This is a genomic window from Marinobacter sp. (genome assembly GCF_041984545.1).
Lineage (GTDB): Bacteria > Pseudomonadota > Gammaproteobacteria > Pseudomonadales > Oleiphilaceae > Marinobacter.
The window spans coordinates 1-13,170 of the sequence record NZ_JBHIXV010000055.1 but is presented as its reverse complement, the minus strand read 5'-3'; the positions used below and the strand labels follow the sequence as shown (position 1 = coordinate 13,170).

The 13,170-nt window shown below is 58.7% G+C and carries 9 protein-coding genes and 1 pseudogene; 3 read left to right on the top strand and 7 right to left on the bottom strand.

Annotated features, from left to right (window positions below; all coding sequences use genetic code 11):
• Positions 1-429, bottom strand: a pseudogene (locus ACFC20_RS17050) (IS21 family transposase); the annotation flags it as partial.
• A 301-nt stretch (positions 430-730) separates the two neighbouring features.
• Positions 731-2,125 carry an MATE family efflux transporter gene (locus tag ACFC20_RS17045; protein WP_375194040.1) on the bottom strand — a complete coding sequence of 465 codons (1,395 nt, stop codon included), beginning with the start codon at positions 2,123-2,125 and terminating at the stop codon, positions 731-733.
• Between the two features lie 88 nt (positions 2,126-2,213).
• Here ACFC20_RS17045 and ACFC20_RS17040 point away from each other — a divergent pair, with 88 nt between their 5' ends.
• The gene (locus tag ACFC20_RS17040) at positions 2,214-3,089 is read left to right on the top strand and encodes a carboxylate/amino acid/amine transporter (RefSeq protein WP_375194039.1); all 876 of its coding nucleotides are present in this window, start codon (positions 2,214-2,216) and stop codon (positions 3,087-3,089) included.
• A 96-nt stretch (positions 3,090-3,185) separates the two neighbouring features.
• Positions 3,186-4,583 carry a sodium-dependent transporter gene (locus tag ACFC20_RS17035; RefSeq protein ID WP_375194038.1) on the top strand — a complete coding sequence of 466 codons (1,398 nt, stop codon included), beginning with the start codon at positions 3,186-3,188 and terminating at the stop codon, positions 4,581-4,583.
• Positions 4,584-4,672: 89 nt separating this feature from the next.
• Here ACFC20_RS17035 and ACFC20_RS17030 read toward each other — a convergent pair whose 3' ends face one another.
• The 3 genes from ACFC20_RS17030 to ACFC20_RS17020 form a co-directional block, all read right to left on the bottom strand.
• Complete coding sequence (locus ACFC20_RS17030; RefSeq protein ID WP_375194037.1) at positions 4,673-6,337, bottom strand: putative bifunctional diguanylate cyclase/phosphodiesterase; 1,665 nt, start codon at positions 6,335-6,337, stop codon at positions 4,673-4,675.
• A 162-nt stretch (positions 6,338-6,499) separates the two neighbouring features.
• Positions 6,500-8,074, bottom strand: a complete 1,575-nt coding sequence (locus ACFC20_RS17025; RefSeq protein WP_375194036.1) for a methyl-accepting chemotaxis protein — start codon at positions 8,072-8,074, stop codon at positions 6,500-6,502.
• Positions 8,075-8,252: 178 nt separating this feature from the next.
• Positions 8,253-8,645 carry a helix-turn-helix domain-containing protein gene (locus tag ACFC20_RS17020; RefSeq protein WP_375194035.1) on the bottom strand — a complete coding sequence of 131 codons (393 nt, stop codon included), beginning with the start codon at positions 8,643-8,645 and terminating at the stop codon, positions 8,253-8,255.
• 208 nt (positions 8,646-8,853) lie between these two features.
• On the opposite strand from ACFC20_RS17020, the gene ACFC20_RS17015 reads away from it, so the two are divergent.
• On the top strand, positions 8,854-9,549 hold the full coding sequence (locus ACFC20_RS17015; RefSeq protein WP_375194034.1) for an EAL domain-containing protein: 696 nt from the start codon (positions 8,854-8,856) through the stop codon (positions 9,547-9,549).
• Here the strand turns inward: ACFC20_RS17015 and ACFC20_RS17010 are convergent.
• Together ACFC20_RS17010 and ACFC20_RS17005 are read right to left on the bottom strand one after the other, a co-directional pair.
• Complete coding sequence (locus ACFC20_RS17010) at positions 9,527-11,836, bottom strand: putative bifunctional diguanylate cyclase/phosphodiesterase (protein ID WP_375194033.1); 2,310 nt, start codon at positions 11,834-11,836, stop codon at positions 9,527-9,529. The genes ACFC20_RS17015 and ACFC20_RS17010 overlap by 23 nt on opposite strands.
• Complete coding sequence (locus tag ACFC20_RS17005) at positions 11,829-13,112, bottom strand: ATPase domain-containing protein (RefSeq protein ID WP_375194032.1); 1,284 nt, start codon at positions 13,110-13,112, stop codon at positions 11,829-11,831. Before ACFC20_RS17005 ends, ACFC20_RS17010 begins: the two co-directional genes overlap by 8 nt.
• Positions 13,113-13,170: the final 58 nt, after the last annotated feature.

The following is a 13,170-nucleotide window of genomic DNA, read 5'->3' as shown; positions in this document are numbered from 1 at the left end:
GATCTTTTCACCGGCCCGGTGGACCTGACGCATGCTGCGTCGCTGCCGGCCGCGCCAGAGCCGGTAGTGGTGGCAGAACTGGCTGTACCGGCGAGCCTTGTCGCCGTGGCGCTCTACGTACTCAGCCCAGAGCAGTTGCAGGGTCACGCCCTTGGTCTTCAGTTCCTGATGGACCTGGAAGTAGTCGGGCTCGGCAAAGCGTTCGGGCGTCGTCTTAGCCGGGAACAGCTGGGCCTCTAACCGTGCTTCATCCGTGCCTTCCGGCAACGGCCAGGTGATGCCCTGCGCGGTGGCCAGGCTGACGTACTTGCCGACCACGCCCTTGGAGAGCCCGCAGGCACGGGCAATACGCTCATGGCTCAGGCCCGCTTCGTACTTGAGGCGCAAGACCTCGATGATCTGTCGCATGGAAATCCTCGCTGCCGGCATCCGCCCTTCCTCGTGATGAAAAAGGAAGGGGTATGCCGGATAAAGTTGAAGAATTCCAGCGTGTTGGAAGGGATTCCGGAGGAACGTGACCGATGATTCCGGCATCGTGACCGGCGATTCCGGAAAACTACCCGAAATCGGTCACGATAAAACGGAATGAGCGGTCACGATCATCCGGAACAGGCGGTCACGTTCAAACGGAATGGGTGGTCACGATGGGCCGGAATATGCACCAGGCCAAGGAAACCGGGCGTGACCGCATTGTCTTCTCGGACGAGCCGGAAACCCCGGAGCCGGCCATTCAAACCGCCTGATCAGCGGGGCGGAACAGGAACAGACGCCAGCCCAGCAGAAGGCCCGCCGAGGCCAGCCCGCCGGTCAACCCCACCCAGAAGCCCGCCGCGCCCATGGCCGGAAGCAGCCAGCTGGTGAACGTCAGCAGGTAACCCAGCGGCAGACCCACGCCCCAGAACGAAAACAGCATGATGAACATCGGAATGCGGGTGTCCTTGTAACCTCGCAGGGCACTGATGCAGGTCACCTGGATAACGTCGGCAATCTGGAAAAAAGCCGCAAACATCAGCAGGCGCACAGTCACCGCCTGCACGGCCTGATCATCGGTGTAGAGCGCGGCGATCTCCCGGGAAAATACCAGCAGCATCAGGGCGAACACCAGGGCGGTGCCAGCGGCCAGGATCAGCGAACTGCGGGCAATCACCCTGGCCGTATCTGGCGCCCGGGCACCCATCAGAAAGCTCACCCGCAGGGTGAGCGCCATACCAATGCTGAGCGGCAGCATGAACAGCAACGACACCACATTCAGGGCGATCTGATGGCCGGCCACCACCACCGGCCCCAGGGGCGCCAGGAACAGGGCAATCACCGAGAACATGCTGGCTTCCACGAAAATAGTGAATCCGATGGGAATGCCGATAGTCAGGATATACCGCAGGCCGGCCAGGTCGGGCTTTACCCAGTCTGAGATGAGATGGAACTGACGGTAAACCCGGCTTCGGTTCAGGTAGACCAGCAGGCCAAGCGCCGCAACGCCGTTGGAAATGGCAGTGGCCCAGCCGCAGCCCACACCGCCCATGGCGGGCAGCCCCAGCTTGCCGTAGATGAAGATGTAGTTCATGGGCAGGTTCACCAGGGTGCTGAGCACCGAGAACGCCATGATCACCCGGGTGTGGCCCAGGCCGTCAGTCAGCCCCCGCAGCGCGGTAATGAGCATCAGGGCGGGAATGCCCCAGGCGAAGGCGTCCAGATAGCCCTGGGTGATTCCGGCGGTGTGCGGATCCAGATCCAGAAGTGCCAGGACAGGATGCACGTTGGTCAGCAGCACGATCATGATCACTGAGCCGGCGGCTGCCAGGTAGAGACCCTGCCAGGTGGCTGGCATGATCTTCTCGATGGTTCTGGCGCCGTTGTAGCCGGAGATGATTGGTTGCAGGGCGCCGAGCATGCCCATGAAGAACAGGAACAGTGGCATCCACAGGCTGGTACCAATGCCCACGGCCGCCAGATCCTCGGCGCTGGCGTGGCCGGCCATGACGGTGTCAATCACGCCATTGGCCATCTGGGCGAGCTGGGCAACCAGAATGGGGCCACCGAGAATGGCCAGTGTGCGCCATTCGGCCAGGGTGCGGGCCAGCAGGGACTGCCGGGCCTCTGGCAATGGCTGGTGGACTTCATCCATAGGGTGTTATTCCGTTGTGTTCCTGCACTGAAAATTTGACTGAAAACCGGTAAAGTACGCGCCTCGATCACAACCGATGGCAGTGGCAATGGGACTTCTGGTTTTTGTTACCGTTCTGTGGGCATTTTCGTTCAGCCTGATCGGCGAATTTCTGGCCGGCCAGGTAGACAGCGATTTCGCGGTGCTCAGCCGGGTGCTGCTGGGCGCTTTGGTGTTTCTGCCCTTTACCCGTTGGCGCGGCGTGCCCTCCGGTCTCAAGCTCGGGGTGCTGGTCACCGGCATGCTGCAGTTCGGTATTACCTATCTGTGTCTGTACCGGTCCTTCAGCTACCTCACGGTACCCGAGGTGCTGCTGTTCACCATTTTTACGCCCCTGTACGTAACGCTCATCGACGACGGCCTGTATCGCCGGTTCTCGCCGGTGGCCCTGCTGGCCGCCGCCATCGCCACGGTTGGCGCCGGTATCATACGCTACGATGGCCTGAGTGAGGACTTCATTACCGGTTTTCTGCTACTGCAGGTGGCCAACTTCACGTTCGCCGCCGGGCAGGTGGGCTACAAGCATGTGATGCAGCATTACCCCATAGAGGTGCCGGCTTACCGTACGTTCGGATATTTCTTCTTTGGCGCGCTGATCATTGCGTTGCCGTCGTTCCTGATCTTCGGCAACCCCGACCGGCTGCCCACCACGTCGGTGCAATGGGGCATTCTGGCCTGGCTCGGTCTGGCTGCGTCCGGCCTGGGCCTGTTCCTGTGGAACCGGGGCGCCTGTGTGGTGGACGCCGGCACCCTGGCGATCATGAACAACGCCCTGGTGCCGGCCGGGTTGATCGTCAATCTGCTGATCTGGAACCGGGATGCCGATCTCCTGCGACTGGCGCTGGGCGGCGCTGTGATCGCCTTCTCGTTGTGGGTCAACGCCCGCTTTCATCCCCGGGCCCGGTTACCCGCACTGGCATCGTAGAACCACTGCTGGCAGAATCCCGCCCCAATTGCCACGGCAGGTCCGTGGCGCACACGTTTTATGTCCATTCCTCAGCCAAAAGCACAGGAACACAACATGACTCAGTCCAACTCGGTTTCGGGTAACGGAAACGGGGCCGCTCGTGGTCTCTGGTCTTCCCGGTTGGCGTTTATTCTGGCGGCCACCGGTTCCGCCGTCGGCCTCGGTAACATCTGGAAATTTCCCTATGTGACCGGTGAAAACGGCGGTGGTGCCTTTGTTCTGGTTTACCTGCTGTGTATCGCGGTGATCGGTATTCCCATCATGATGGCAGAGGTATTCATTGGTCGGAACGGCCGCCACAACCCCATTACCAGCATGCGCCTGGTGGCCGAGCGCAACCTGAGTGCGCCCGCCTGGCGAGTATCCGCGATTATCGGCATGATTGCGGCCTTCGTGATTCTGTCGTTCTATTCGGTGATTGGTGGCTGGGCTGCCTCTTACGTCGGGCACGCCGCCATGGGCGATTTTACTGGCGGTACCGCCGACTCCATTGGCGAGCTGTTCGGTGGTCTGCTGGCCAGTCCGGGCCAGCTGTTGCTGTGGCACACCGTGTTCATGGCGTTGGTGATTCTGGTCGTTTCCCGTGGTCTGAAAGGCGGTCTTGAGCGGGCAGTCACCATCCTGATGCCGGCCCTGTTCATTCTCCTGCTGGTGGCCGTGGGTTATGCCATGACCACCGGACACTTCGGAGAAGCGGTCAGCTTCCTGTTCACGCCCAATTTCGGGGCGCTGTCCATCAACGGTGTCCTGATTGCCCTGGGCCATGCCTTCTTCACCCTGAGCCTCGGTATGGCCATCATGATGGCCTACGGGTCCTACCTTGGGCGCGATATTTCTATTGGTCGAACTGCTGTCAGCGTGGCCATCATGGATACCGTGGTTGCCCTGCTGGCGGGTCTTGCCATCTTCCCGGTGGTGTTCGCCAATGGCCTCGAAGCCGGGGCCGGGCCCGGGCTGATCTTCCAGACTCTGCCCCTGGCGTTTGGGAACATGCCGATGGGGTCGCTGGTCGGCACCCTGTTCTTTATTCTGCTGCTGTTCGCCGCCTGGACGTCGGGCATCTCCCTTCTGGAGCCGGTGGTGGAGTGGGTTGAGGAAAAAACCAGCATGGCCCGAACCGGCAGTGCCGTGGTCGTCGGGGTGCTGTGCTGGGCCCTGGGGATTGCGTCAATCCTGTCCCTGAACCTTTGGTCGGAGGTCACGCCGCTTTCCATGTTCGAGCGCTTTGAGGGCAAGACCATCTTCGATCTGCTCGACTTCTTCACGGCCAACGTCCTGCTGCCGCTGTCCGGACTGCTGACCGCGGTCTTTGTTGGCTGGTTCGTGGCGAAAGAGTCCCTCAAGACTGATCTGGTACTGGAAGGTGGCGCGTTTAGCCTCTGGTACAATCTGATCCGGTTTGTCACCCCGTTGGCAGTTGCGGTGGTGTTTGTCTATAACCTATCCGTGTAAATAACCTCACAGAAAGAGGAAAGTGTCGATAGAAACCACGGGGGCTGGCGGCGTTAGTCGGCCCTCCGGGATTGATTGAAGGCCGGATTTTAGAGGGCCTTCCTTTGCTCAAGCCAATGGCTGAAGGCATCCCCGGGCAGGGCGGGAGAGAAGAGAAACCCCTGGGCCAGGTCACAGCCTGTCGCCCTGAGAATGTCACATTGGCCGGTCGTTTCAACGCCTTCAGCGGTCACTTCAAGCCCCAGGGCATGGCCAACCTCCACCATGCAGGTCATGAGTTTTTGTGCTTTTTCATCAAGCTCGAGCTCTTTGACAAATACCCGATCGATTTTCAGTCCTGTCACGGGCAGGTGTCGGAGGTACTCAAACGACGCAAATCCGGTACCGAAATCATCGATACTGACGCCTACGCCCAACGCCCGAATCCGATTAATGGATTCCCGGGCAGCGTCGAGATCCTGCATCAGCACACTTTCGGTAATTTCGATCTCGAGGCGTTCGGGTGGGAGTCCGGACTCCCTGAGAAGTGTTTCCAGCCTGCTGAGCAGTTGATTGTCCAGTAGATTCCGCCCCGAGAAATTGATACTCACCGTACCGGGGCTGCTCCAGGCAAACCGGGAAGCTTCATCCATCACAAAGCGCGTTACCGGTGAAATCAGCGTGGTGCTCTCAACTTTCGCCATGTACTTCCCGGGTGGTATGAACCCCCCCTTGCCATCCCGCCATCGAATCAGGCCCTCCGCTCCGCACACAGAGTTGTCGGACAGCCTGATCTTGGGCTGGTAGTGGAGTTCAAATTCCTGCCTGTCCAGGCCATCCCTGACCCTCGCTATCAACTGGATGGTTTCCAGGGGTTTTCGCTCCAGTTGCGGTGAGTAGGGCTCATGGCTGACGTTTTTTTCAAGTGCGGCAAACATCGCCAGCCGGGCCCGCCTGATCAGACCCTCCTCACAGGCTTCCGGTCCGGCGAGACAGCTGCCGTAGACCGTTTGCGCCCTCATGGGCATATCCTGAACAATTACATTGTCCTCGCCGATATCCACCAGGTTTCTGACAATCCGCTCGGTCTGTAAACTATGGGCCCCGGAGAGCAAGAGCATGAGTTCGGAGTTACTGAACCGGTAGAGCTGTGCGGAAGGGGGCGTTTCAGCCCGGATTCGCCGGCCGACGGCGGAGATCAGCTCATCCGAGGCATCAATGCCCAGTGCCTCGAGGACATCCGGGATGTCAATGATCCGAATCAGGATCAGGGCAACGCCCTGTTTTGCCCCCTGGTGTCGGAGTCGCCCGGACAGGTCCTTGCGTAATGCCAGGGAATTGGGCAGCCCCGAGGGATGATCGATAAACATCAGCCGTTCCCGGTTCCGGTTCAGCTTGAATATCGAGTGGAACAAACCACCTGCAAAAGCGCCCAGGCCAATGTAAAGTCCCAGCCGCAGTAGCCAGTTTGCGGTTTCCTGGTCGATACCCCGCTCGACATCCAGCGGCATCAGTGCCATCAGTATGCCCGCCACCGTGGCAGTCACCAGGCCGCCAACGATGCGATACCAGGCGGCAGCCAGCAGCACGGGTACCAGCATCAGATAGGGATAGGCGTAGGCAGTTCCGCCGGTTCGGTAAACGAGGTAGTTCCCGAAAATCAGAAGGATCGCCAGTGTTGCCACCCGGAACGCGTGCCGGTATTCGTGGAGAAGACGCGAGGCGGTCTGCTGGCGTTGTTCCGTGTTGGTTGCAAAGACGTCGGTAATGGCCATGGCGTTTCCTTCGTTGACTTCGTCGGTTTCGGGACTTGTGAGGGCCACTGGGCCTGAAACCGTAACATGGAAGGCGCTTGATCAAATATTGTTCGACTGACTTGAAACCGCAAGCGGCCCAGGCCAGAACTCCGCCGGGCCAGTTGGCCTGTCAGTCCACAATCAGACTTTGAACCGGGCAATCTGCGTGCTGAGACCCTCGGCCAGGCGGGCCAGTTCCTCGCTGGCTGCCGATACCTGCTCCGTTGAAGCCGCTGACTGATCGCCGACGTCACGAATCTGGGTGACGTTCTGATTGATGTCCTCGGCAACCGAACTTTGCTGTTCCGCGGCGGTGGCAATCTGGCTGTTGTATTGGCGGATTTCCTCAACCGCCTCGGCCATTTCCCGGATCGTGGTGCCCGCGAGCTCCGCCCGCTCCAGCGTCTGTTCAGAGAGCCGGTTACCGGTTTCCATGCTGGCAACCGAGGTCTCGGCACTGCTCACCAGGTTGCTGATCAGGGTTTCAATCTCTGTCGCGGAACTCTGGGTGCGCTGGGCCAGGGACCGCACCTCGTCGGCCACCACGGCAAAGCCGCGACCCTGCTCGCCGGCCCGGGCGGCCTCGATGGCGGCATTCAGCGCCAGCAAGTTGGTCTGTTCCGCCACCGACTTGATCACGTCGAGCACGGTGCCAATGTTGTGGGTTTCAGCCTGGAGGCTGTTGAGTTGTTTGGTAACCTCGGCGCTCTGCTTGTTCAGATCCCCGACAAACTCGAGGGTTTCCCTGACCGCCTTTTCACCATGGCCGGATTTCTCACTGGCGTGATTGGCGGCCTGGAAGGCGGCCTCCGCGCTCTTCGCCACCTCATTGACAGTGGCCACCATCTCGTTCATGGCGGTGGCGACCTGATCGGTCTGGCTCTGCTGTTCGGCAACACCCTTGCTGGTCTGGTTGGTGACTGTAGAGAGCTCCTCGGAGGAGGAAGCGATGCTGCTGGCACCGGTATCGATCTCCCGGATCAGCTCACGGAGGTTGGTCACCATGGTGCCGAAGGCCGCAAGTAACTGGCCGAATTCGTCGCCACGGTCGCTGTGCGCGTTTACCGTCAGGTCGCCCGAGGCCACCTTGTTGGCAATCTCCACAGATTCGTTGACCGGGCGGACGATGGCGCGGGTCAGCAGCCAGGCCACGGCGATGGCCACCAGCACAGCGATAACGGTGATAACCGTCAAAGTGGTGACCGCGCTGTTGAACTGTTCCTCCATGCGTTGGACCTGCACCTCTTGCAGATCCCTTGCGGCGTCGACCGAGGAACGGGCAACTGATTGAAGCTCGGTCTCTATCCGGTTCACGATCTCTGGCTGAGCGCTGATGTTATTCTCCAGTTCGTCCAGCAGTGCCTTGTATTTGTCAGCGTCGGCAATGATCTTGTCGACTCGCTGATCGTTGGCAGGCGACGCCAGAACTCCCCTGAGGGGAGCAACGGTGGCAGCGGCACTGTCGGCCAGGGCCTTTGCCTGCTCAATATATTTTGCATCGCCCCTGAGTTGGAAGTTTTTCTCGTCTGTACGAGCGTCGAGGAGTGAGGACTCCGCCGAGCTGGCTGCCGCCACAATCAGCGATCGCTGGTTGTACTGGCTGAGGGTCTGGATACTGATAACCGCAATGATCACGGCCAGCAACACAAGAAAGGCAAAGCCCCCGGTCAGCTTCTTGGCCACCGAGAGGTTATTCATAGTGCTGGTCAACGACATATCTGGAGTCCTGTATTGGAAGAAGTAATTCGCCGGCTTGTAACAATAAATCCATTAATTAATTGTTTTACGACATGGATCCATGGAACTTTAGTATTTAATGAAGGCTATAAATATGGGTAAAGCAAATATTGAATTGAAATAATTGGTTTATGCCACTCATGCATTTAATTACCGGTTAATTGCAATCGGTCTGGTTTTCTTCTTCGCTGTCTACCGGTAATTCGCGGGTGTCAACATGGATTGCACCGTGGGGGCGGGATGTACGCTTGGCCAGCAGTTCAGCAAATTCGAGCAGTAGCAACTGATCTTCTTCAAGGAGTGAAATAAAAATGGCATTCAGAGCGACCTGCCTCGGGTTCAGGTGTCGGTTCTCTGCAACAGAGAAAACATCGGTAATCGAGAAGCCCAGCGCCTGTGCAATCCGGTAGAGAAGATCAAGGCTTGGCCTGGCGGCACCCCGCTCGATGCGCGACAGGTTACCCACATGGGACTGCGTCTGTTCCGCCAGGTCGGCGAGAGTCAGCCCCTGTTTTTTCCTTAACTGTTTTAATGCCTGGCCTAGACTCATGACATCTCTCTACCGTTAAGGTAATGATATTACAGGCAAAATACGATTTATACAAAGTTGCAAGTAGCACATAAAGTTGGATCTTATAAGCTTTACAAGCATAAAATAATCATTATTTCCCGTTGTCAGTTTAGTTGTATTGTATCCAGCTATGGGCTCCATGGAGAGGATTCTGCTTGTGAATGAAATGGCCTGTCGGTACCCGGCTATGCAGTCTGATTTATTGCTTCGCCCGTTTGTGTCTGTCGCCGGTATTGCACCGCCCCATTTCGAAGTACTGTCTGTGTCCACGCGGTCTGCGCTCGGCAGGGTGGTCGAGGTCCTGGGTTTCTTCGATGAGCATCTGCCCGGGCCTTTCAAGGGTATTACCGGTGTCACGCTCGGCCTCGCCCACAAAACATCATACGATGAGTCGTTGCCTTGGGACCTGCTCTGTGCCCTCCGTTCGCGTGACATTGCGCCGGCGCGCGTTGGGCTGGAGGTCAGTGAAAGCGTTGTACGGAACGATACTGTCTGGCAATCGGTGGTGCCCGGGCTGGCGGATCACGGCTTCAGGGTAGGGGTGAAGTACTATTTCGCCGACAGCGCTGGCTTTGATGTTCTGGCCAGTCCTTATATTTCGTCCATAAAGACGGATCCGCGGGTGATTAAGGGCCTGGCGAGGTCGAAACCGGCTCGCCAGTACTTGCGAGGCCTGAAGACGCTGGCCCACGCTCTCGACAAATCCCTGATTGTTGAAGGTGTTGACACTATCGGCCAGGCCCTGTGGCTTGAAGCCATGGGCTGCCATACGTTCCAGGGCGATGTCTATGGCCCCGCAATGGCGCCTCGGGAAGCCCTGCGGTTTGTACTGGAGGGCCGGCAGCGGGTTGCCCCAACGATCATTCGGCCGGCTGTGGCGTAGCAGTTGTCTGGAGCATTTCCAGCAGAAGCGGTTCGCCTATGGGTCTGGCAAAGTAGAAGCCCTGCCCGAGAGGGCAGCCGAGGGCTTGCAGCATACGCCACTGCTCCTCTGTTTCAATGCCTTCGGCCAGCGCCTGAATCCCCAGGCTTTCAGCCATTTGCCGAATGGTGTTGACCATCTTCACGGCGCTTTCGTCATCGGGCGTGCCCGACAGGAAGCTCCGGTCGATTTTCAGGGTGGTTATGGGCAATGACCGCAATCGCGCCAGAGACGAGTAGCCGGTGCCGAAATCATCGATGGCCACTTCGATCTCCGCCTGGCGGAACTCGCGAACCACTGCTTCCATCCGACGGACATCACTCATCAGCGAGCCTTCTGTCAGTTCAACCTTGAGAGCCGTTGGCGGCAGCTGTCTTTGTTCAAGTAAATCGACGATCCCCTGAACCAGTCCCGGCTGCCATAACTGACCAATGGCCAGATTGACCGACATCTGAAGATGATCGTGCCCCGCCGAGTGCCATCGCTGTAGCGCTGCCAGCGATTCCGCCATGACCCAGTTTCCAATGGGGTTGATCAGACCGGTTTCCTCGGCGATGGGGATGAACTCGCCGGGGGAGATGAAACTTCCGTCGTCCTGGGGCCATCGGATCAGGGCTTCAACGCCGATGGGTGCCGTTGTTGTCAGGTCGACAAGCGGCTGGTAAACCAGTTGAAACTCGCCTGCCTCCAGAGCGCTGTGAAGCCGGTTCTCCAGGTCCAGGCGACGCTGCTGTTTTTTGGACAGTTCGCAGGAGAAGAACTGAAAACTGTTACCGCCAATTTTCTTGGCCTGGTACATGGCGCTATCGGCCCTGGCCAGCAGTGCAGAGGCGTCACTGGCGTGGTGCGGACACAGGCTGATGCCGATACTGGCACCAAGGTGATATTCGCGCCCCCGAACCAGAAAGGGTTGTTCAATGGTTGCAAGTACCCGTTCCGCAACCGACGATATCACGCCCATCAGCTCGGGTGACTCCACGGTGGACAAGCTGTTCTGCACTTCATAGGGGGCAAGGATAATGAATTCGTCGCCACCCTGCCGGGCCACCAGATCCGAATCCCGGACAGCCGCCTCCAGGCGCCGGGCAACCTGGACCAGCACTTCATCGCCGGCATCGTGGCCGAGGGCGTCATTGATCAGTTTGAAGCCGTCAAGATCCAGATACAGTATTCCCCCTGCGGGCGGAAACGGGCCTGCGAGTCGCAGGTGTCGATCCAGGGCCTCTAGCAGCGCCGCCCTGTTGGCAAGGCCGGTGAGGCTATCCCGGTAGGCCATGTCATGGGCCCTTTTTTCGCTCCTTCGCCGGCGGGACTGGTCCCGCAGCGCTCGAATACCGTGGACGATGTTATCCACCATGCGTTGCAAAAGCCGCACCTCGGCATCGTCAAAGACATCCGGCGCTCTGGAGTAGATGGCCAGGTACGCTTCCGGTTCCCGGCCCCGGATGACCAGCGGAAAGGCGATAACGGCCTGTATTTGCGGCCCTTGTCCGGACGGCAGCAGGGAAAGCGTTTGTTGTCGCCACACGCCGGAGCGCAGTGACTGCACTATGGGGTCCTGGTCAGAGGAACCCCGAGCGCGGAGGCTGCTCTCGATGTCGCGGACCTCGCCACTGGCGTCGCCAGCAATGGCCAGTGGTTTCGTCGTTCCTTTGCGATAGGCCCTGGCATCCCCGATACAGGCCAGGGCGAACCCGCCATCCCGCACCAGGCTATCGCAAATGTGAGACAGCATCTCCCGCTCGCTGCGGGCACGGATCACCCGTTCATTGCAGGCACTGAAGGCCTGTAGCGCCCGTGTCGCGCTTCTGAGTGCCGTTTTTGTGCTTTCTGTTCTCAGTTGCTGGAGTTCCGAGAGCCGGGCCAGCCGCAGGAGGTTCTGGATTCTTGAGGACAGTTCAATGCGTCGAATGGGTGCCCGGATAACGTCCTCGGCAAGATCTCCAAGGTAGCTGTTGGCCTTTTTCAGCTCGGATTCGGATGCGACCAGTAATACCGGTTTCAGGGCAGGACTTGTTCGTGAACGGATCTCCCGTAGATCGGCTTGAAAACGAAGCAGCGATTTCAGATCAATAATGCAGAGGTCAAAGTCGATGTTTCCGGGATTGGCAGGATCTGGTGTCACGCAGGAATGTTCAATGGCGCCCACGAGCACCCTGCTGTCGCTGGCTTTGGACAGCATTACGGCAATGACGGGCTCGTGCTTCAGTGACTCGGAGGCGGCATCGGTGAGGGTGGGACTAGTCACGGCTGGCCTCGCCAGCCGATATGGATTCCGGTTCGCCGCGGAGAATACCCTTGAGCCCCTTCAACTGGCCGCCCACCACGATGCCTTCGCTGGTGATTTCGAACTCCCGAAGGCTTTTCTCGAAATCCCCCGTGCGTTTTTTCAGGACGCCAATGGTCTTCCGGATCTCACCGGCCCGCTCCATATATCGTAGCAGAATCACTGCATCGGCCAGGTAACTGACGCCTAATTCGGTGCTTCGTACCTCTCCTCCGGTAATCGCCTCGATCTCATTGAGCAGGATAACCGTTACCCCCATGTTTACCAGGTAACGGCACAAGGCGTGCAGCCTGCGGGTGACGCTGTAGCCACTGATGGATAGCTTGTAGCCGGCCAGGCTGTCGATCATGATAATGCGGGTGCCGCGCTGTTCGACCTCCTCGCGAACCTTTGCTGCAAACTCGTCGGCCGAATAATGCAGGGGTTCAATGGCTTCGATGGCGAAGTGCTCTGAACCGATGTGCTTCGAGAGGGGTATGTTAATTCCTTCGATTCGGGAGATCAGAGTGCTTGTGGGCTCCTCGAAAGTGTAGGCCACCGATCGTTCCCCCTTCTCGCTCGCAGCCGTCATGAACTGGATGCCCAGGGATGTCTTGCCCACCCCCGTGGGGCCCGAAATGATCGTGACGGTGCCTCGGCTTAGCCCGCCTTTGAGCTGGCGGTCTAGCTCCGGGATGCCTGACGGCATATTCACCTGGTTAAAGTGGATGCCGTGGTCGCCCGGTTCCAGGCGCGGGAAGCACTGCATTCCGCCAGGCCCGAGGCGGATGCTGTGTTGACCCGCCGCAAAACCGGATCCCCGGAATTTGGTGACTTCGAGTGAGCGCCTGCTGTTTTTATGTTCCAGCTCGATAACGCCATCTGCCAGGAAGCCCAGCTCTTCACTGTCTTTTCCGGAGTTAGCATCTTCCGCTGCACAAAGCACAGTGGCGCCCTGGCTGGTTAAGGATCGGAGCAGGGTGATGACCTGCTTGCGATACTGAAATGCATCCGGAGAGAAGTAGTGAAGATAAGTAAGCGAGTCGATAAAGATCCTCTCGGGGCGAATTGCCTCAAAGGCATCATGAATCCGCTTCGGCAAGCCTGGGTCCTCAACGTCCTCCGGGCTCATGATGCTGTAGGGTTCGGTCTCGTCGATGCTGTTGCTGGCGGGTGAGAAATCGATGATGCTGACTTTGTCCAGATTGAATCCCTGCAGGCTGGCATCGGCCTGCAGTTGCTGCTCGTCTTCACCCATACTCCTGAATCAGTGACTTTGCAGGCCAGTATACTCCGCAAAGCGCCATCGGCGCTAA